Source organism: Nocardia asiatica NBRC 100129, from assembly GCF_000308415.1.
GTDB classification, from domain to species: Bacteria; Actinomycetota; Actinomycetes; order Mycobacteriales; family Mycobacteriaceae; genus Nocardia; species Nocardia asiatica.
Genome location: NZ_BAFS01000468.1, coordinates 28,890 through 48,497, shown reverse-complemented (window position 1 = coordinate 48,497; position 19,608 = coordinate 28,890). Strand labels below are relative to the sequence as shown.

The following is a 19,608-nucleotide window of genomic DNA, read 5'->3' as shown; positions in this document are numbered from 1 at the left end:
GGTGACACAAACCTGGACCGACGACGAACTCGCTCAACTCGCCGCCGACATCGCCGAAGGTGTCGCCGCTGAGCCGGCCCTGCTGTCCAAACGCGGACGGGCGCTGGCGCGGTGGCGCAGGACCAACGACCCATCCCGGGGTGCGGCCGAAGAAGCCGACGAACCCGGGTGGCGACGGACGTTGCGGATGTCGCCACGCGGATTCCGCGGCCCCGGCGGCGGGGCGATGGAAACCGTGCAGGCACCACCGGAATGGCAGGCCACAACCATGCACGCCTGCGGACTCAACCCGTGGGTCGTCGGTGCGGCCGCACCCCTGGTCGGCACACCGGTCGGCGTGCACCTGACCACCGGAGAACCCGCCTGCTGCGATGTCCTGGCATGGTTCGCAGCCGGGCTGATCAGCAACCCGAGCGCGTTCGTACTGTCGCTGCCCGGGCTGGGGAAGTCCACCTTCATCAGGAAGATGGTTCTGGGTGCTGTCGCACAAGCGCAGGTGCCGATCATCGCGGGCGACATGAAGCCGGAGTACGTGCAGCTGGTGTACGCGGTGGGTGGGCAGGTTATCACCCTGGGACACGGGCGCGGCCACCTCAATCCGCTGGCGGCCGGATCCCTGGGCGCCACCATCCCACGGCTGGAAGCCAACGTCGAACAACTGGCCGCGGCCGGGCGAGCCGGAGTGATCGACGAGACCAAAGAGCTGGTGCACTCCCGTCAAGTGACCATGGTCGCCGCACTCATCGAGCTCGTCCGTCAAGCTCCGGTCGCCGACTACGAACACTCCCTGCTGTCGGCGGCGTTGCGGGAACTGCGCGACAGCGGCCGCTTCTCCTTCGCTGAGCCGCCACTCGTGCGAGACCTCGCCGAGCAGATCGTGCACGGCAGCCCACGGCTGCGGCAAGTCGCTGCCGTCGGACCCGAGCATGCCGAGTACGCCGAGGCGACCCAATCCCTGCGGCGATCATTGGAGGCTTTGCTCGACGGGCCGCTCGGTGACATCTTCGCCGGCCACACCACAACCCCACTGGATCTGGACGCGCCCGCGATCTGCATCGACGTCAGCGCCCTGACCCGAGGCGACAAGAAACTCAAAGCCGCAGTGATGTTGAGCTGTTGGTCGGACGCCTACGGCGCCATGGAGGCAGCTCACCTGCTGGCCGACGTCGGGCTCGAGCCGCAGAAGTATTTCCTCGCCGTGCTCGACGAGTTGTGGCAAGTTCTCGGCGCAGGCGCGGGCATGGTCAACCGAATCGATGAGTTGACGCGCCTCAACCGCACCGACGGCACCGGATTGCTGCAGATCACCCACACCGGCCGTGACCTGGAGTCGCTACCCAACGAGGTGGACGTCAAGATCGCCAAGGGCTTCATCGAACGCAGCGGCATGGTGATCTGCGGCGGCCTGCCACCCGGGGAGTTAACGCGGCTGTCGGACGTGCTGTCGTTCACCACCGCCGAGGCGGAAATGATCACCTCGTGGTCACGTGGCGCACCGCTGCGTCGGCAACGAAACCGCCAGCGCCGCAAACCGATCGGCATCGGCAAATTCATGGTCAAAATCTCCAAGGACGGTGCTCCCGGAATACCGGTGCAAACCCTGCTCACGGACTCGGAAATCGAGCTCGCACTGCACGACACGAATGCGCGTTTCGCGGATCTGATCGAACGCCAGGCGGCCGGATGACACCACCAATTCGATCGGCGAGAGGTGCGCGGTGATGAGGATATTCGAGCGTGTCAATCGCCATGGCGTCAACATTGGACCGATGGCGAAGCCTCTTGAACCCTTGACGGTTCGGGACATACGTACAGCAGTGCGCCGCAGCGTCCGGGTTGTCGCGGACGACTGCGCTGCCTGGTGCGCCGAGGACCCAGAACAGTGGTATTCGACTGCATCTCACAACCCTTTCTCGTTGTTCGGCCCATTGCGCTTGCCGTTCGATTCAATGTGGTTCGAATGGGCTTTTCCCAAATCGTCCAGGACCGACGGCACACAGTTCGCTGCGTGGGTCACAGCGGACGATCCTCAGGAGTACCTGAATGCGCCCGATGGATGTGTCCAGGTGCTGGCGTCGGTTCTGTTCACGGCGCAGAAGTCGGCCGTTCGGTATTCACCGGTGGTTGTCCTGGTGGCGATCGATGCAGATGGAAGCTGTCTTAGCGCGACCACGACCGGTGGCCTGACGGCGGACTTTTCAAGGTACTCGCGAAGCGCGTTGATCCCGTCGTTGGCGGCAATCGGATTCATGAACTGCCGCAATGTCGAAGTGACCGAATCCGCCGCAACTGATCGGCCACAGTCGTCATCGAAACGAAGGCAAGGACGTCGCCCCAAACAACTCGAGCCTTTGAGACATCACACCATTGTGCTGCCGACTCGCGGTCGTGCCCGAAGCCTCGCGTCCGCTCAACAGTTGCGCGGTGACGTCGCCCCGTTGCATAAGGTCCGCGGTCACTTCAAGACCTACACCGCGGAAGCACCGCTCATGGGTAAACACGTCGGCACCTACTGGTGGCACCACGCAATCCGCGGCTTGCGCGGCCAGGGCGTAATCGAGACCAGCTATCGAGTCGGTCCGGCGAGACAGGTCAAGGCATGACGTATCAAACGGTTGCTACAACTGCCAGCCTCCTCCCAGGCCGCGGAATCAATCTCGAGTGGCGAGAAATACGCGACTCTTACGAGAAAGACCCCACCACAACCGACGACAATTTGAGCGGGACTGCTTGGTTGCAAGGCTCGCAAACGACAAGCACGACGAGCACTGATACACCCACGGTCCCCGACTGGACCGCATTGCGCGACCCGCGTCTGTCTGCGGCACTACTCCAGCCCGGCACGGCGTAAGGCCCGGCCGGATGCGCAAAACTCTAGCGGGAGTTCTCGCCATCGTCTTGGTGACAATGACGTTGCTCGTCACCGTCCTCGACGACAGCGACACCACCGGTCGTGGCAAGCCAGGCGCGTGCCACTCGGCGAGCGCGCCAGGCGCCGAGGTGCCCGAAGGCGTCCCCGCCGGCAGTCTGTCGCGGCCCATGCGCAGCAGCGACGCCCAAGTCAGCGACACATTCCGCCCACCGGACCGGCCCGACCATCAAGGCGTCGACCTGGCTGGGCCGCAAGGCGCACCGATCTTCGCGATGGCCGATGGTGTCGTTGCCGCTGCGGGTGAAGCATCCGGGTTCGGGCAATGGATCGTGATCGACCACATGATCGGAGCCACCAAATACTCCACGGTCTATGGGCACATGTGGCCAGAGGGACGATACGTCGAGGCAGGGGAAACCGTCACTGCGGGCCAGCACGTCGCCGACGAAGGCGCCGCCGGGAAGCTGACTGGTCCGCATCTGCACTTCGAGGTGTGGGAAGGCGGCCGCTTCACCGGTGGGACACCGGTCGACCCGATGCCGTGGATCGAGCGAGCCGCCGAACCGGGCACCGGCAGCACCGAGGCACCGGAGTCGTCGACTCCGCTGGTCGCCGCGGCACCTCCGGCATCGGGATCGGAGATGCCGCCGGCGCCCGGAGACGTCGAACAGCACCTGCAGATCGACACCATCCGCGTGGCGCGGGCCGTGCACGCGCGATTCCCGCAGATCACCACCTTCCACGGGTGGCGGCCCAGTGACCGGATCTCTCAGGACCATCCCTCTGGGCTGGCTGTGGATGTGATGATCCCCGACTACGACACCGACAACGGCCGTCAGCTCGGTGACAGCATCCGCGACTACCTGTTCACCCACCGCGAATACCTGCAGATCGACTACATGATCTGGCGGCAGACCTATATCCCCAGCAGCGGCGCATCGAACCTGATGGAAGACCGCGGCGACTCCACGGCGAACCACTACGACCACGTCCACATCACCACCTTCGGGCACGGGCTTCCCTCAGCGGATCAAAATTACGGCCCGGCACCGGAATTGGACGGATCCATCGCACCTCCCGATCCGGCGAAGAACTCCTGCCTTCCCTTTGACGCCGGGGTGGGGGAGCACACCGAATCCGAACTGGTCGACACGCGAATCCCGGAGGAGTTCAAACCATGGCTGGTGCTTTCCGCCCGGCAATGCCAGGAACTGACACCTCAACTGCTGGCCGCGCAGCTGTATCAGGAAAGCGGGTTCCGCAAAGGTCAGCGCAGCCCCACAGGTGCCAGCGGCTACGCCCAATTCATGCCCGGCACCTGGGCCAGCTTCGGTTACCCCGTCGACGAGCACGGCAACCGCACCGGCCCCGCCGGCGCGGGCGATCCCGACAGCATCGGTGACGCGGTGATGGCCCAAGGGGCCTACAACTGCCACCTCGCGGATCAGGTGCGACCACAGATCGCGACCGGTCAGATCACCGGCGACCCGGTCGACCTCATGCTGGCTGCCTACAACGCGGGCCCCGGCAACGTCGAAAAATACGGCGGGATCCCACCATTCGCTGAGACACAAGCCTATGTCGCCGAAATTCAGAAACGCGCACGGGAGATGACGGGAGTTGCGCAATGACCCGATGGAAGTTCCTCGTCCCCGTGACCGCCGCCGCGGTCCTGTTCGGTGCCGCGCTGCTCGTCCACCACGTGAGCACATCCGTCGACCGCGACGGCGGCGACAGCCACAACCACATCGACCCCCTCGACCTGCACGACAGTCCGCCGCAGGTCGTGGCCAGCAACGCCATCAGCGTGATCCTCAGCTGGCGCCCCAACAGCGACACTTCCAGCTGGGACGCGCTGCACCGCGCCGCGCCGATGCTGACCGGGCCGCTCGCCGCCGCAGCCGCGGCACCACCGAACCCGCCGCCGCGGCCAGTGCAGCAGTGGAGCGCCTGGGCAGCTGCAAACGACACGATCTCCGCGTCCGCGACGGTTCTCGGCGAACCCCTCATTCGCGGCGACACCGCCACCGTGACCGTCGCCGCCACCCAGACGGTGTTGCACCCGGGTGGCAAGACCACACCGCACCGCCGGGCGGTGCTGAAGGTGACCCTGACGCGCACGGCAAACCTATGGCGCGTCGCAAATTACACAGAGGAGACACGATGACCGCTCGTGTGAGCCGCCCCAAGCCGCTACATACCGAGTTGTTCGTCGCCGCGCTGATCGGCGCGGTGATCGTTCTCGCCGCGCTGGTGCTGCTGGCCTACTGGGTCGGCGCCGGAGCTGGCGCCGACTGGCATCCCGGTGTCCTGGTCGAACTCGCGGCCGGTCGCCGCCGCTGGCCACCGGCCGCGACGGTCGCGCTGGTCGGGGAGTTCTTATTGCTGAGCGCGCTCGGCGCGGGGACCGCGCGCTGGCTGGGTAAACGCGCCGCAGCGCGCGGGCCCCGCCGCGCAGTCGACGCGGCGGCGAAGACCATGACCAACCCCACGACACTCGAACTGCTCGATGAGCAATGGTCTCTCAAGGAGGCCTACCGGCTCGCACCGAACATCCCTCCCGACCATCCAGCCGTGCGAGGCGTGCTGGTCGGTAGGACCGTGCGCGGTGACCTTCCGGTGCATCTGCCATGGGAGTGGGTCACCGTCGCCATCGCCGGAACCCGCATGGGCAAGACAGCTGCCCTCGCCATCCCCGCAGTGGTGACCGCACCTGGGCCGACCGTCTGCACGTCCAACAAGCCTGACATCTACACCAACACCTGGTTGCCGCGCCGACAGGTCGGAGAGCTGTGGCTGTTCGACTTACAAGGCGTAACCACCGGCCGGGCAGGGGAAGCGAACTTCTGGTGGAATCCGCTGCGCCCGGTCCGGGACCTACCCGCTGCCAAGAAGGCAGCCAGCTACTTCGTCGGCTCCAAGAAGGGCGAAGGTGCACAACCCGACGCCTACTTCGACGGATCCGCGCAGGACTTGTTGGCCGCGTATATGCTTGCCGCCGCCTTGGCTGGGGGAGACCTCATCCATGCCGTGGAATGGATGGCTCACGAGAAGTCGACTGTTCCCGCCGCGGTGCTGCGCGCCCACGGCGAGCACAGTGTCGCGCGGATGATCACTACGAAGCAGAACGTCACCGAACGGCAGAGAGACGGCTACTTCGATATGGCGCGGCGGTTCCTGGAGTCGCTCGATGCACACCGGTACGCGAAGGCGATCCTGCCCAACCGGCGCATTACGATCGGTGTCTCCTCCGATGGAACCATCGTCACCGGCCCCGGCAACTATGTGCATTCCCTTCCCGAATTCGACTGCGAGGCGTTCGCGAGCAGCACCGACACCCTGTATGCACTGTCGAAAGAAGGCCCTGACAGCGCCATGGCGCTGACCACCGCGCTGGTCGGGCAAGTCCTCGACCAAGCCGAGGCCGTCGGCGCCCGCACCAGCGAGGGCCGCCTGCCGATTCCGATGGTCTCGGTGCTCGATGAGGCGGCCAATGTGTGCAGACTACAGTCGCTGCCCTTCCAGTACAGCCACTACGGCAGCCGCGGCATCATCCTCATCACCATCCTGCAATCGCCCTCCCAAGGCCGGCAGGTCTGGGGTGATCAGGGATTCCAGATCATGCTCGATGCGGCGAGCACGATCTGGTACGGCGGAAACATCGACGACAAACAGTTCCTCGAAACGCTCAGCGAGCTGATCGACGACCATTTCATCCGAAACGACCAAACCAGCAGTCCCACCGGCTTCCTCGCGACTGGACAGTCATCGACCTCCAGCTCGTGGCAACCGGAGCGAATCCTGAAGATGTCCGACCTCGCCTCCCTCACCAGCGACCGGGCGATTCTTCGGCTGCCCGGATCCAAACCGTTGCTGCTACGCAAAACCTACTGGCAGGAAAGCGAATTCGCGCCGATCATCCGCAAGTCCAAGTCCAGCGCGGCGGCCGCTCTCGCGCAGATCGCGGATGACCCTACCCAAGAAGGGCACCGTCAATGATTAGCTCACAGCCAGGGCAGAACAGCGATACTGCCGCGGAACAAGGTCAGGATCCCACCCAACGCCGGTACCCAGTGGTGTGGCTGTGGGTAGAGGAGTGGTTCGCCCAAACCATCCGCCGCCCCATCAGCGACAGCCCGGGCAAGGGACTGGCCTGGGATCCCTCATGGTGGCGCTACCCGGAGGTGGTCGCGAGATTCTTCGCACTGCACGCCGCCTGGGAAGAGGCCGACGCCGCAACCGCCCCCACTTCCGCCTCGGCGATGTCGCTGTGGTTCACCAACCACCTCGGACCGCACCTGCAGGTGATCTTCGACAGCGACACGGGACCGATGTCGGACGCTGGACCCGGAATGTCGTTCGCCGGTCACCCACCGCTGGTCGTCAAACCCGTTCCGCAGGAGCTCCGCGAACGGCGCCAGCCGAACCCTGCTCTATCAAAGCTCAACCCTCGCTTTCCCACGGTGTGGGATTGGGTCGAGAGCTGGTTCGTGCCGGTCGTGCGGCGCAAGATCGATCCCACGCCGGGCAAAGGACTGTCGTGGGACGCCGAGTGGTGGAACTACCCGGAAGTCCTCGAGCGATTCTCCGCCATGCACGCCGGATGGGAATTCTCCCGAGTGAGCCAATCCGTTTCGGCGATGTCCACCTGGTGGGTTCGTGAGCTCGAGCCGCATCTACGGGACATCTTCAACAGCGACAAGGGACCGATGTCCGCCGCGGGCGCCGGGTTCGACGCCGATCCCGTCATGATGTCTCCGGGGATCAGCGGTTCGGCAGGCGCGTTCGGCGGCCATCCACAGCTCACCGTCACGCCAGTTCCGGATGCGGTGAAAAAGCAGCTCGCGCCGCCACCACCGGAGGGATGAATGTGCGCGGCCGTCGCCGGGCGATACAGCGACAGATGACAGGGGTGGGCTCGCAACTTGTGCGTGGTCCCGTCGTTATTCGTCACGTGACGGATTACGCAACGACCGGCCGGTGGCCGGTCGTTGCGGGGGGCTCGCCGGGCTGGGATCAATCTCCACTTCGACACCGGTCGTGGCTGTGGGCACCGGGGCGGCGCACGCTGGTGTATCGCGGAGGCCGACGCTTTCCGAGGCCTTGTTGGCGGCGGTGAAGTGGCGTTGCACCAATTGTGCAATTCCCGACGGTCCCCGCCCGTGTAGCACTTACTGTGCTATTTTTCCGCACTCCACCATTCGAACCGGCGTCAAGAGAAATGGCACCGGAAGTGCGAGTTTTAAATAATTGACACTGTACGAGGTGTCGCGAATACTGCTAACCCAAGAGTAGCTTCACACTCAAGGTCGCGTTACTGGCCAATGGCCGTGTGGGAAACGGGGTGAGATGTGCATAAAGATCAAAGAGGCTGTCGCCTGATGCGACGCAGAGAAATGACCCTTTGAATCGCGGACCGCTTCGGCCCCTCGTCGAGGGGTAACGCCATGACCAATGGCTTTCGGTCTCGTTTCGCTGCAAGGAGGCGAAGCCGGTGGGGCGCTGCCTCGACACCCAAGCCGCCTCGGTTGCCTGCTCGCCCGCGGAATCCCGCGATATCCGAGACGGCGCACCTCTACATGATTGATCCACCGGAGTCCAGCGCTGCCCTGTCCATGGGCGCTGATGCTCGACCTCCGGCCCTCGCTCGGCGGCTATGCGCCCGCCGGGGGCAGACCGCAAGGAGTCGTCCATGACCACAACAACCATCGGTCCTCTCGCAGGTGCTGCAGTGAGGCCGCGGACGGGATCGGTCGACGGTTCGCGCGTGCACTGCGAGCGGCCCGTCTCTCGCCCGACGACGATCCTCGCCAACGGCCAGATCGACCTCGCCGAACTATCCCGAAAACCCACGGTTGGCAAAACACTGCGGCAGCGGCGAGTTGCCAAGAAGTACACCCTCGCCCATGTCGCCGCCCAGCTCCACGTCACTACTCAGGCACTGCACAACTACGAAGTCGGCTCCCGCACGCCGACGCCTCAGATGCTGAAACGATGGTGCGCTGTATTGGAGCTGCCGGCCTGGCAGTTGCACAAACTGGCGGCTGTGGTGGCCGACGGACTCTACCGCCTCGACATCGGCGCCTGGCCAGTGGCATTGAGCGACATCGACCGCGCGCGCATCGACTCGCTCAACGTACCGGCATGGTTCCTGGCAACTCCGAGCTTCGACATCCTCTATGCCAATCCGATCGCTGCCGCCACCTTCCCATGGGCGCTACCAGCACCTCCCACCGCGACACGTCCGACCAACATGATCGAACAATGCATGCTCGACCCCAGGGCGGTTGAGGTGCTGACCAACTTGGAGGATGTCGTCCACCGCATGATCGCGGTGCTACGCCTATACGCTCCTGGCGTCGTCCCGATCGAACGAATCCTCGAGATCATCGACGCCTCCAGCAAGAACCCGAGGTTCACCCACCTCTGGCACACCGACTTGGGCGAAGACACCAGCACCCATGACCTCATCATCGTCCGAGACGAGCACGGCGGGGACACGTACTGGACGATGGATGCCTACCGATCGGCACGTGACAGCCGACCACACGAACTGATCATGTTGACCCCTCGGCCGACGCCTGTGACGCGACCATGAGGCCTCGAGGGCGACGAGATCGCCCGCCGCTCCTGTGATGTGTGAAGTTGAAGGCGCGCTGACCCGGTCCTCCCGCGGGCAGACGGTCACTCCCCAGCCTGCTCAGCGGCGCGTCGCGCAACCTCCATCGCCTCTTGCGCCGCGGCCCGCGCAAGTTCCATCGCCTCTTGTCCCGCGGCCCGCGCATCGTGTTCAGCAAGTTCAGCTCGAACGCCTTGCTCCCAGAGGTCTCTCGCGCGCGCCAGTGCCGCGTCCCGCTCAGGGCCGGCCTTCTTCAGTTGAGGCGCCAGAGCCAGCATCTCTGGCACTGCGGAAGTCGGATACATATTCTCTAGGAAGAGTTGGGTGAAGGTTTCGTAGACCTGCTGCTGAGCTCCCTTGGGGGGCATATCCAGCCACTCGGCGATCCAGGTCAGTTTTCTGGTCAAGGCTCCTTTGAGCCCTTCCGAGACACGGAAGATGATCTGGGGCTTTTTGGCTGCCTTCACCTTCTCGCTGTTGTTGCCGTCCTCCACGCCTGTCATCCTCGTATCATCGCATGCTTGCATCATCGCAAGCTCGCACCATCGCATGCTCCTCGGACTCGCGCCCGGGGTGGCGGTACGCGCTGCCCATGTAGCGGCCGAGTGATGGCACGCAATCATGCTATCAACCCCGAGTGATCTCGTGCGCGGCGTTCACTCCCGCAGGCACTCTGGCCGGCTTGAGTCAGATGCCAGCATCGCTGGAAGTTCGTCCAGGAGCCGACGTACGCGGGGATTGTTTGGAAACGGGCAGCTACGGGACGATGACGGTTGCCGCGGCCCATGGGCTGTTCATCGGTTCACGGACCGGCTGTTCTCGAGGAGGGCGGCGACCCTGTTCCAGATCTCGGCCAGCCGCGTGAGGTCGGTCTGCGTGTCCGGGTGGTCGATGAGTATCTGCTGCACGCGTACTCCGGCAGTCACGATCTGATCGACCACCTTGCCGATCCCCTGGGTTCCCGGCGTATGCGCCGCCACCCAGCTGTCGATATCGCGGATCAACGCCTGGCGTCGGTGTTCGCCCTCACGGAGCGGCCTGTCGACGGGTCCGGACGGCCGCCGGAGAGCGGCCAGGGATCGGGCCGATCGAATCACTGGATGATCGCCGTCGGAGGCGTTTCCGCAGCCCCAGAACACCAACGATAGTTCCTGCCAGGACGGCAGCACGGCATTGGTCGACGTCTCGAGCGCCCTTGTCATCTCGATTGCCCCTCTGTTGTGTTTCGCGTTTCCGCCTCGAATCGGACCATCTCGATCCGGCCCCATTCCATGTCCAGGTCGCACTGAGATCTGGTCGCCAGTGAGGTGGCGAGAGGCGGTGACACCGGATGGCGGATGACCATGTCTTACGTTCGCGCGTTCGGCGGTCTCCTTTCATCTGCCAGAAGGTCCGATTTAGTCTCCCATTAGTCTCCTTTTGTCTCCTTTTGCTAGGATCCGGTGATCCGAGGTGCCTTCACCGGCCCTGCGTGAAGGTGGTGGTCGCTGTGCCAGTAGCTCTCAAACTGCTTCTGCAAGAGCAACATCTGCATGCGTATCCCGACTTCGTGGCCGAGTACAAGAAGCACGCCGCCGCCCTGTGCAACCCCGGTGACACAGCGTCTCCGCCCCCGTCCAGAAGCCAGTACTTCAAGTGGCTCAACGGCACAGTGAATCGGATGCCGCGGGCCCACCACTGCCGCGTGCTGGAGAGCATGTTTCCCGGATGGACGGCCGGAAAGTTGCTCGCTCAAGCCGATTCGATCGACAACCCGCGTCTGCAGCGTGGAGCGCCCCACCAATTCGGTACCGGTCGGCTCGCCGACGCGGTCGCCAACGCTCTGCTGACCAGGGACGCCAGCCTGACTGGATGGGGCCTGCCCAAGTTGCCAGCCGCGCAGCCACCGGCGCGGTCCGCCACGGTCCAGTTCGACCACCCCGATCTTCCCGCGCATACTCGACAGATCGGCAAGAGGCTGGCCGCGCTGGCGCAGGTGTTGCGGCTCGATGAGACAGAGATCGTGCAGATGGCGGGGCTGATCGGCAATGTCGTCGAGCTCGAGCACCGCATCATCCTCACCATCGACGCGAATGGCAGCGCCCATCTGGCCTACACCCACGAGATGTTCAACATGTCCGAGGCGCCGCTGACCCGGATACCTCGCCAACTGTGGTTCGAATACACCCAACCCGGCGGGCTGCACATCGAGCCGCTGCGCCGCGGACAGCACGAGGTGGCGATCGAGCGAACCCACGACGCAGGCTCGCTGGCGAAGTTCGTGTGCCAGGTGTCGCCGGCCATTCAGCCGGGAGAAACAGGCACTGTGGGCTACACCTGCACGGGAGGCAGGTTCGTGACATCCCACTACTGGCACCAGGACATCGGACGATACACGCGCCGATTCAGCATCGATGTACGCCAGGCCGGATGTAGATTGGTGAGTTGCTCAGGTGAGGAAGTCGTCCCCAGCGGCAACAAACACGGTGCGGCCGAGAGTCTATTGTGGGACCACGACGACAATGGCATCGCAATTACGCTGACGCGGGATCATCTGCGACCAAATCAGTCGGTGACAGTACGTTGGGAGATCATGCGTGACGAGGCAGTTGCGTGACGCCACCGAGGACCTGCTGCGCAGATGGAACAGCTACGAACTCGGACGCGGCGCTCATCCGGTAGTCGACTATGACTGCCACCCCGCCACCAGCGTCATCGAGCCGGTCGGCGACCGACTCGAGGCTTACCAACAGCTGACCACCCTCGCCGCCGGCGCTGCCGCTGAGAACGACGCCGAGTTGGCCGCGCGCCTCGACGCCGACATCGCTTACTGCTGCGCCCTTCTCGGCGAACGGCTGCCGCTGGATGAGTACATCCACCGAACCCAGGGATGCATGCCCACGGGATGGACGGAGGAATACATCGCGCACTGCGGCGAAATCGCCCGCGAGCACGTGGAATCGCTTGGCGTGACGTGGGGCCCGAACACCATGGACGACCTCATGGTCGTCGAAGGATCCATCGCTGCTGCCGACGCCGCAGACGCCATTCGTGAGGCAGCCGCCGACCTCGAGCCAGTGGTCCGTGCCGCCACGAGCACGACCACGAGCTACGATCTGAAAGTCGAATCCGTCGACACCGATGCCTACTGGAGCTACTGGCTCGACGGCGAAGGGCGATCGGCGCGACTGCGCATCAACCTCAAGCATGCGCGATTCAGCAAGGTTCGGGTGCGTCAATTCGCGCTGCACGAGGTGCTCGGCCATGCCCTACAGTTCGCCAGCCTCGCCGATCACTGCGCCGACAGCGACGTCGCGTGGGTGCGGGTGTTCTCAGTCCACTCCCAAGCTCAGGTGATGTTCGAGGGGGTCGCACAGGCGTTGCCTCTGCTTGTGGTGCCCCAAGACCAGCAGTTGGCAACCCGCGTCCGCCTCGACCACTACCAGCAATTGGTCCGAGCTCAACTGCACCTGCGTCTGGCCCACGGGACTGGCATATCCGACCTGGTCTCCGTCGCACGCCATCGGGCACCGTTCTGGCCGGACTCCCACATCGCTGACCTGCTGACCGATCGCGGCGCCAATCCGCTGCTTCGCTCCTATCTGTTCGCCTACCCAGCCGGAATCGACTGGTTCACACGTCTCGCCGACACCCCAGCCGCGCCCGCCCGCGAGGTACTGCATGCCATCTACCAGGCACCCCACACACCGCAGCAACTCATGGACCTGTGGCCGGCTGGCCCCACTATCGGCGGAGAATGAGCGGCTGCTGGCCTATGGGACTCTGCAGTTCCCCGCGGTTCTGCAGGTGCTGCTGGGCAGAACACCCCCGAGGCGAGCAGTTGAACTGGCAGGCTGGCGAGCTGCGCGCTTGCCCGGGCTCGATTACCCAGGACTCGTAGCCGCGCCCGCGGCCACAACCCCAGCAGTGCTGCTGCTCGGCCTTACCACCGACGAGTGGCAGGTGCTCGACGACTTCGAGAACCCCGAATACGCCTTGCAGCCGATCGCCCCTGGCGTCGGGGAGACCGCATGGGCATACACCTGGACCGGCCGCACCGAGCCCACAGATTGGTGCCCCGCCGAATTCGCTCGCGCCTGTCTGCCCGCCTACGTGCAACGCTGCGCAGCCTGGAAGCGCCGCGCCACCGCATAGGCGCACTCACACAAGCAAGACCAGATACCTCCGCACTCACCCCACGAATCAGCGGACTTCCGTCGGATGTGTTCCCACCCTTCCACCAGCTGTGTGAGTTCGGGGGTTTGCATGCGGTAGTGGCCACTACCGTGTGAGCGCTCGGGGGATCAGAACTGTGTGTTCAACCTGACTGCGTCGCGGCTCGGGCCGAGGAAGGACCCGGATGAGGATCGTAGGGCGTTCCGTGCCCGCACTGTTGTTGGCGCTGGTTGTGACGGCGTGCTCACAGGCAGTGGAGGGGGCACCGCGTTCGGCGCCGCCCGGCGCCGCACCAACGTTCGGCGTGAGGGTGCCGGCGGGAGATCGGCAGAAGCTCGACATCGCCGAGCAAATCCGATCCGTGGACCCCTGCGGCTTCTTCGATCAGACGAAACTGGCAGCCCATGGCGAAATTTGGACGCTAGGCCCCGAGATGGAGGTCGGCAGCTGCGATATCGGGCTGTTGCAGACCAACCGGAAACAGGTTCCATCGCACCTGACGATCACCATGAACAGTTACCCACCCACCGCCCAGGAAGCCAACGAGCAGATCGCGGGGGAGACCGTCACGATCGATCGTGTTCGCAACTCCCACGGAAACTGCGCCTACAAAGTGCCTTTGCGGTTCCCCGTACAGGCGACAGGAACAGTGGCAGTCCCCGACATCGTCGAAGTGCCGCCTCTGGCCTACGCCACTGTCACCTCCTTCGGTTTCACCCCAGACACACTCGGCTGCCAGTTGGTCAGACAGACCGTAGCCGACATCGTGACCGCATTCCGCGGCAATCACCTGCCCCGCCGCGGTCCCGGCTCGGGTCAGCTGCCGTTGAGCCAGCGCAGCCCGTGCGAGCTGATGCAGCATCTTCCTCCCGCCTACACCGTGGTGAAGCTCGAGTCGGAGACCACGCCCTATGACTGCAGGGCCTTCGTGAAAACGCCGGAGTCGAAACTGCATCTCGACGACCTGATCAGCGCGGGCTTCGATCTGGTAGCGGCTGACCGCGCGATGAAGCCGATCTACACATGGACGCCTGGGCAGGTGGGCGGCAAGCCGGTGCTGATCGACCGCAACACCGCGGTCGGGGAGCCGATCTGTTCGGTTCAGTTCCCGGTAGGCCCGGTGATCGACACCTACCGGCCGGGCGCGCCCGCAAGGGAGTCTGTGAGACGGGGCGCACGCTGGCAGACGACAGTGACAGTGCGCGGACCGTGCCGGGTCACCGACGCAGTGATGCCCTCAGCGATGAATCTGTTCGGAGCGAACGCATGAATCACCGCCCCCGATTTTCGGCGCTCGCGGCGATCTGCCTGCCTCTGGTGGTACTGGCACTGTCGGGTTGTGCGATGACGCCTGTAGACGACGCAGCCACACCGACGGGCACGCGCTACCGCGGCACGCTGTCCGGCGGAGCATCGCGAGAGGATCTCGCCGAGAGCGACAAGGCCCGCGCGCTCGATCCCTGCGGCATGCTGGACGAAGCCGCCATCACCGCTCTTGGCACCGCGTTGTACTTCGGTATCGGGCAACGTCTGGACGAGTGCGAGGTCCGGCTGGATCGCGTCACTCTCGCCAGAGGCATCACCACAGTCGGAGTATCGCTGTCGGTGCTGCCGCATTTCGGCACCAACAGCTTCCGGATCGGTGACCGGCGCGCCTCACCGCTGCTTTCGGACGAAACATGCTTCATCGCACTGGAATACAATAAGCGCCGCGCCTTCCACTACTGGGCCACCGCGAGTCCCGGTGTCGATCCCTGTGCCGCGTTGCGGGATATCGTGACCGTCTCAGCACCTCTGTTGCAGGAAAGCCCCCTTCGGGTGAACTCGACCCGCGTGCCGAAAACCAGAAGCGCTATGAAAGACCCCTGCGCCGCGTTGGACTCCGCGTTCGAGCCGGGGCAGACGTTTTACTTGAGCATGTTGTCCCCCTATGAGTGCAATATTTGGCTCGGTCAGCATTCCCGCGACGACAGCAACAGATTCGGCATCGAGGTATTCAACGTAGCGAAGTCCCAGGCCAGCTATGTGCCATCGCAAGCACGGAAGCTGATGCTCGCCGGTGTCGAATCTGTCGAAGAAAGCAACGGCGACGGCCACTGCTCCATTCGCGCCTACGTCGGTGTGGATAAGCCATTTTCGACGCGAACATGGGACGGCAAACCCGAAGACCGGATCGATGCGTTGCGCATCAGCGGACCTGGATGCGCCGAAACTCGCGCTCTGGCGGTGGCTGCAGTCAAGTCCTACCAGCAGGACTGAGCACAGTGTGACAGCTGCGCGTACTGGCGGAACGACGCGTCCCGGCTGAGGTGTGAGGCACCCCGGTGGAGCCAACCCAGGCGTCGTCCGGGCCCCTGCTCCGCGCAGCCCGTACGTCAGGCAGGAAGCGACGCGCTGCAGTTTCGAGCGACCGACAATCCGACCTTTCGTGAGGGTTCGCGTCCGAAATGCGTCGATAAGATAACTCGGTGACACCGCATGTGCGGGTCAGCAACGCCCTCTGTTGAAGGCCATCAAAAATAGCTGACAGTGAGTGTGGGTCGGTTTCGTTGACAATTCGCTGCGTCGAACCGAATAGTAGGCAGAGCGGCAGCAACCGAGATTCGCAATCCCCTCTGGGCGCCTGCCGCATGCCCTGTAGTCGCAGCTAGAAGGTCGGAACATCGTGCCCGGCGGCTCCGTAGCCGCTCTCTCCGGCCGCCCCTTTCTGCGTGGTAGGAAAGTAGCGCAAGCGTAATGACACGCACCACGACCATCCCGAATCGGCTCACGCGACCCGCTCCTCTTCGGAGCGTCGAAATCGGCCAATTGACTGTCACATTCCTGCCCGATGGGTCAACCTCGCTGAAGGCCGAGGAATGGCTGCCGGGCACCGAGACCATTCTGCGAACCCATCCTGAATACCTCGACGCAAGCGGTAGTCTTGTCGCCAGCGTGGGAGGCATCCTCGTCGAACACGGCTCCCGCGCCATCCTCATCGACTGCGGCTTCGGGCCGCTGCAGTTCCAGACATCGTTCGGACTCCTCAGCGGCGGTGCGTTGCTGGATAGTCTCGCAGCGGTGGGCCGCGGGCCAGGTCGGATCGAAGCTGTCGCTCTCACTCACCTGCACGCCGACCATTTGGGCTGGCTGTGGCAGAGCGCACCCGGAGCGGCGCAGCCGCCGTTCTCCGCGGCGAAGGTCTACATCGGTGAGGAGGAGTGGCGCCACCGGGCGCTGGCCGAGCAACAGGGAACCGCACCGCAGATGCTCGAGGTGTTCGCCTCGCAAGTCCAACCCGTCGGGGACGGGGAAACGATCTTTCCGGGAGTGCACGCGCTCCGCCTGCCGGGCCACACCATCGGCCACACCGCGTACGTGATCAGCGACGCAGGACAGCGCCTGATCGCGTTCGGCGACGCTCTACAGTCGTCGCTGCAGATCGCCTATCCGGAGATGTCGACGGCAACCGACTACGATCACAGCGCCTCGGAGCTCAGCCGCCGTCGCCTCATCGCCGAACTGACCGAACCCCGCACTTTGGGTTTCGGCGTCCACTTCGCCGATGTCCAGGTCGGTCGCGTCGTCCAGGTAGCTGGCGCGTATCGGTGGCAGCCCTTCCACAACTACGGCGACATCGACGCCTACGTGTAACCGCAACCCGCGGCCACCGACGGCAACCAGGATGAAGACTCGCTATCAATGTTCGATGCTCTGTTCAGCGCTGACCTGCGAAACTACTGAGGCTGAACGTGACTAGCGATCATCGGCTGAGCGCGCCGACGCGCTGGCCGCTGCACCCGCCGCCGGGTGAGCTGGAGTCGCTGTCGTCGTGGCTGGCGCGCATCGCCGAGTTGTACAGGATGCCGGTGCGGGAGCTGGTGGGCCCGAATCTCGGCTGCTCCAACGCGCGCCCGCGAGCTGCCGACGAAGACAGGGGAGCGATGACGCTGTTCGAACCACCAATGTACACCCTAGGGTGTACATTGGTGGTTGTCGGACGGACACCCTCTCAAGGAGACTTCATGCACACCAACCTCGACGCCCGAAACGCCGTCATCACCGCCATCGAGGCCAACGGCACCGACGCGGCTTCCCGCGACGAGTTCGACATCGACGCCATCGTCACCGAGATCCGCAACCTGACCGGCGGCTATAACGTGGAAGCGGTGACGCCCGAGGAATTGTGGAGCATCATCGAACACCACGCCATCGGTAAACCCGCTCTGTCCTTCGAGGCCATCACCCTTGACCGCTCCAACACTGGCCTGGCAGTGCGCCTGCTGTTCAAGGACGATGTGCTCTGGTCGCAGGAGATCGGGGTCGGCTTCGACGGCCAGGGCTACACCGACGACCCGTACGAGCCGTCCGACCCGCCTGTAGGTGAAGACCTCGCATGGGTGCTGCGTCGTCACGGATGGCACGTCGAGGGCAGTTGGGAAGACAACGGATACCGCTTAGTCGCCAACGTCCACCCCGCCGCACAGGGCGGCCCGGAGATCACCCTGCCCGCGGCCGTCCTCGCCGCTGTCTTCGCCAGCCACACCCGCTGATAGACCGACACCTGCGGGGTCGGGGCTGTCGCAACCAGCCCCGACCCCGCGTCCATCATCCACCACAGGAGGTCTACCTGTGTCCACCGAAGAATCCGTGATCGCCGCCTTGGAGAGCGGGGAAATGGAGCTGTCCGTCCGTCCGGGCACCGCTCAGGGCATAGGCGCCATCGTGCACATGGTGGTCTACGCCAAGACCGCTCGAGCGGCGGCCTTGACGCGGCCGTTCGCTGCGGCCCTGGGCCTCAACAGGGGCGACAGCAAGGACTATTCGACAGAGCCGATCGACACTGTCACCGTGACGGTATCGGATGGTGCTGTCACGGTCAGCGGGCTGTCCGGCTGGTCGATACTGCTGGGTGCCGCCGGCGACGGCGCCGAAGCGGTAGCGGCTGCCGCGCGAAGCACAGGCCGGGGGGTCCTCATGGTCACGCACGGCACCGAGTGGGCTGGTCATTTCGGAGATCAAACGATGATGGCGCATGCTGCTGGCGACGGCCGCAGCAAGTTTCATGAGGGCTGGGTCACGATCGAGGCGAGGTCGTGGTGACCGGCCATGACCCTCTCGCGGCGCTGGAAGAATCCGACGCGATCCCATCACCGTGGGAATCGCTGGCGCGGCACGCCCGCTGGCTGGCCGACAGGGCCGAGGAGTGCGCCGCACTGTCTCCCGCCGACCTCGCCCCGTCCGCTGGTCGTGACTTCCTCGCCGAGCTCGACCAGCGCGCGCTGGCTGTCGTTGGTGCGGTCGCCACGTGCCGCCGCGCCACTTGGCAGCAGCTCGCCGACGAGGGGCTGACACGCGCCGAGATCGGCCGCCGCTGGGGCGTCACCCGCGCCGCCGTGTCCAATGCCCTCAGCCAGGCCGGGCGCCCCCGGTGACACGCCGCCCGGAACGCGGAATCACCCGCGACGGTGAGCCGAAGCGGATGCCCGCCGTCGGACGGGTCTGCGGGCGCGACGCCGGGCCAGGCTGGTGTACTGAGCCGGTGCACTGCCGGGGCATGTGCCGACGCCACTACCGCCGCGCCGCTCGGGGGCTGCCCGTCGACCCCGACCACGGCCACCAGGTAGGCATCACCCCGTCCGGGCATGGCCTGTGGGGTGTGGTCACCATCGACGACACCCGACTGGTGTGTCACGACTGCGGCCGCCGCTACATCGCGCTGGCTGTCCACATCGGCATGGCACACGGCTCGGTCCGCGACTACCGGATGCGACACGGCCTGCTGATGTCCACACCGCTCACCGCGACCGAACTCAGCGCCCGGCTCGCCGATGCCGCCCGCAGCAACGGCGGCGTCCAGCGGATCGCCGTCGCACGCGACCCGGACGCCGCCCGCCGCGCCGCCGACCCGACACTCATCTACCGCGGACTCCGGCTGCGCCGCCGCCGTCATTGAACGGCTGGAGTCGGTATGCGACTGGGT

Annotated in this window: 19 protein-coding genes; 17 read left to right on the top strand and 2 right to left on the bottom strand. The window is 64.9% G+C overall.

The window, feature by feature from the left end; translation table 11 throughout:
• Position 1: 1 nt before the first annotated feature.
• The 7 genes from ON27_RS37125 (at position 2) to ON27_RS37095 (ending at position 9,470) form a co-directional block, all read left to right on the top strand.
• Positions 2–1,687, top strand: a complete 1,686-nt coding sequence (locus ON27_RS37125; RefSeq protein ID WP_086007613.1) for an ATP/GTP-binding protein — start codon at positions 2–4, stop codon at positions 1,685–1,687.
• A gap of 34 nt (positions 1,688–1,721) precedes the next feature.
• Entirely contained in the window at positions 1,722–2,603 is an 882-nt protein-coding gene (locus ON27_RS43715) for a hypothetical protein (RefSeq protein WP_157227877.1), read from the top strand.
• 259 nt (positions 2,604–2,862) lie between these two features.
• Complete coding sequence (locus ON27_RS37120; RefSeq protein WP_043738438.1) at positions 2,863–4,503, top strand: M23 family metallopeptidase; 1,641 nt, start codon at positions 2,863–2,865, stop codon at positions 4,501–4,503.
• Positions 4,500–5,039 carry a hypothetical protein gene (locus tag ON27_RS43710; protein ID WP_051047457.1) on the top strand — a complete coding sequence of 180 codons (540 nt, stop codon included), beginning with the start codon at positions 4,500–4,502 and terminating at the stop codon, positions 5,037–5,039. Before ON27_RS37120 ends, ON27_RS43710 begins: the two co-directional genes overlap by 4 nt.
• Positions 5,036–6,871: a type IV secretory system conjugative DNA transfer family protein gene (locus ON27_RS37110; protein ID WP_051047456.1), complete on the top strand. Its 1,836-nt coding sequence runs from the start codon at positions 5,036–5,038 to the stop codon at positions 6,869–6,871. The genes ON27_RS43710 and ON27_RS37110 overlap by 4 nt, the downstream gene beginning before the upstream one ends.
• The gene (locus ON27_RS40590) at positions 6,868–7,740 is read left to right on the top strand and encodes a DUF4913 domain-containing protein (protein WP_083888093.1); all 873 of its coding nucleotides are present in this window, start codon (positions 6,868–6,870) and stop codon (positions 7,738–7,740) included. Before ON27_RS37110 ends, ON27_RS40590 begins: the two co-directional genes overlap by 4 nt.
• Before the next feature lie 824 nt (positions 7,741–8,564).
• Positions 8,565–9,470, top strand: coding sequence for an MmyB family transcriptional regulator (locus tag ON27_RS37095; protein WP_157227876.1), 906 nt, complete (start codon positions 8,565–8,567; stop codon positions 9,468–9,470).
• 86 nt (positions 9,471–9,556) lie between these two features.
• Here ON27_RS37095 and ON27_RS37090 read toward each other — a convergent pair whose 3' ends face one another.
• Both ON27_RS37090 and ON27_RS37085 read right to left on the bottom strand, forming a co-directional pair.
• Complete coding sequence (locus ON27_RS37090) at positions 9,557–9,994, bottom strand: hypothetical protein (protein WP_157227873.1); 438 nt, start codon at positions 9,992–9,994, stop codon at positions 9,557–9,559.
• Positions 9,995–10,285: 291 nt separating this feature from the next.
• Entirely contained in the window at positions 10,286–10,759 is a 474-nt protein-coding gene (locus ON27_RS37085; RefSeq protein ID WP_157227871.1) for a hypothetical protein, read from the bottom strand.
• Positions 10,760–10,962: 203 nt separating this feature from the next.
• Between ON27_RS37085 and ON27_RS40585 the strand changes: the two genes are divergently transcribed.
• From ON27_RS40585 to ON27_RS37035, 10 genes are all read left to right on the top strand, one after another.
• Entirely contained in the window at positions 10,963–12,087 is a 1,125-nt protein-coding gene (locus tag ON27_RS40585) for a hypothetical protein (protein WP_051047454.1), read from the top strand.
• On the top strand, positions 12,068–13,231 hold the full coding sequence (locus ON27_RS37075) for a hypothetical protein (protein ID WP_043738427.1): 1,164 nt from the start codon (positions 12,068–12,070) through the stop codon (positions 13,229–13,231). The genes ON27_RS40585 and ON27_RS37075 overlap by 20 nt, the downstream gene beginning before the upstream one ends.
• Complete coding sequence (locus ON27_RS40965; RefSeq protein ID WP_083888091.1) at positions 13,152–13,625, top strand: gamma-glutamylcyclotransferase family protein; 474 nt, start codon at positions 13,152–13,154, stop codon at positions 13,623–13,625. Before ON27_RS37075 ends, ON27_RS40965 begins: the two co-directional genes overlap by 80 nt.
• A 226-nt stretch (positions 13,626–13,851) precedes the next feature.
• Complete coding sequence (locus ON27_RS37065; RefSeq protein WP_157227867.1) at positions 13,852–14,916, top strand: hypothetical protein; 1,065 nt, start codon at positions 13,852–13,854, stop codon at positions 14,914–14,916.
• On the top strand, positions 14,913–15,905 hold the full coding sequence (locus tag ON27_RS37060; protein WP_043738420.1) for a hypothetical protein: 993 nt from the start codon (positions 14,913–14,915) through the stop codon (positions 15,903–15,905). The genes ON27_RS37065 and ON27_RS37060 overlap by 4 nt, the downstream gene beginning before the upstream one ends.
• 549 nt (positions 15,906–16,454) lie before the next feature.
• A complete protein-coding gene (locus ON27_RS37055) occupies positions 16,455–17,279 on the top strand; it encodes an MBL fold metallo-hydrolase (RefSeq protein ID WP_218003113.1) in 825 nt (274 codons plus the stop codon).
• 371 nt (positions 17,280–17,650) lie between these two features.
• Entirely contained in the window at positions 17,651–18,178 is a 528-nt protein-coding gene (locus ON27_RS43705; RefSeq protein WP_043738417.1) for a hypothetical protein, read from the top strand.
• Between the two features lie 79 nt (positions 18,179–18,257).
• Positions 18,258–18,728, top strand: a complete 471-nt coding sequence (locus ON27_RS37045; protein WP_157227865.1) for a hypothetical protein — start codon at positions 18,258–18,260, stop codon at positions 18,726–18,728.
• Entirely contained in the window at positions 18,725–19,060 is a 336-nt protein-coding gene (locus ON27_RS37040) for a hypothetical protein (protein WP_043738411.1), read from the top strand. Before ON27_RS37045 ends, ON27_RS37040 begins: the two co-directional genes overlap by 4 nt.
• The gene (locus ON27_RS37035) at positions 19,057–19,581 is read left to right on the top strand and encodes a MucR family transcriptional regulator (protein WP_086007612.1); all 525 of its coding nucleotides are present in this window, start codon (positions 19,057–19,059) and stop codon (positions 19,579–19,581) included. The genes ON27_RS37040 and ON27_RS37035 overlap by 4 nt, the downstream gene beginning before the upstream one ends.
• The last annotated feature ends 27 nt before the right edge of the window (positions 19,582–19,608 follow it).

What these genes read in the sequence shown, in the direction of transcription:
- ON27_RS43715 (WP_157227877.1), top strand. Translation starts at nt 1,722, where the DNA reads ATGAGGATATTCGAGCGTGTCAATCGCCATGGCGTCAACATTGGACCG.
- ON27_RS40590 (WP_083888093.1), top strand. Translation starts at nt 6,868, where the DNA reads ATGATTAGCTCACAGCCAGGGCAGAACAGCGATACTGCCGCGGAACAA.
- ON27_RS37120 (WP_043738438.1), top strand. Translation starts at nt 2,863, where the DNA reads ATGCGCAAAACTCTAGCGGGAGTTCTCGCCATCGTCTTGGTGACAATG.
- ON27_RS37110 (WP_051047456.1), top strand. Translation starts at nt 5,036, where the DNA reads ATGACCGCTCGTGTGAGCCGCCCCAAGCCGCTACATACCGAGTTGTTC.
- ON27_RS37060 (WP_043738420.1), top strand. Translation starts at nt 14,913, where the DNA reads ATGAATCACCGCCCCCGATTTTCGGCGCTCGCGGCGATCTGCCTGCCT.
- ON27_RS43710 (WP_051047457.1), top strand. Translation starts at nt 4,500, where the DNA reads ATGACCCGATGGAAGTTCCTCGTCCCCGTGACCGCCGCCGCGGTCCTG.
- ON27_RS37090 (WP_157227873.1), bottom strand. Translation starts at nt 9,994, where the DNA reads ATGACAGGCGTGGAGGACGGCAACAACAGCGAGAAGGTGAAGGCAGCC.
- ON27_RS40965 (WP_083888091.1), top strand. Translation starts at nt 13,152, where the DNA reads ATGCCATCTACCAGGCACCCCACACACCGCAGCAACTCATGGACCTGT.
- ON27_RS37085 (WP_157227871.1), bottom strand. Translation starts at nt 10,759, where the DNA reads ATGGGGCCGGATCGAGATGGTCCGATTCGAGGCGGAAACGCGAAACAC.
- ON27_RS43705 (WP_043738417.1), top strand. Translation starts at nt 17,651, where the DNA reads ATGCACACCAACCTCGACGCCCGAAACGCCGTCATCACCGCCATCGAG.
- ON27_RS37095 (WP_157227876.1), top strand. Translation starts at nt 8,565, where the DNA reads ATGACCACAACAACCATCGGTCCTCTCGCAGGTGCTGCAGTGAGGCCG.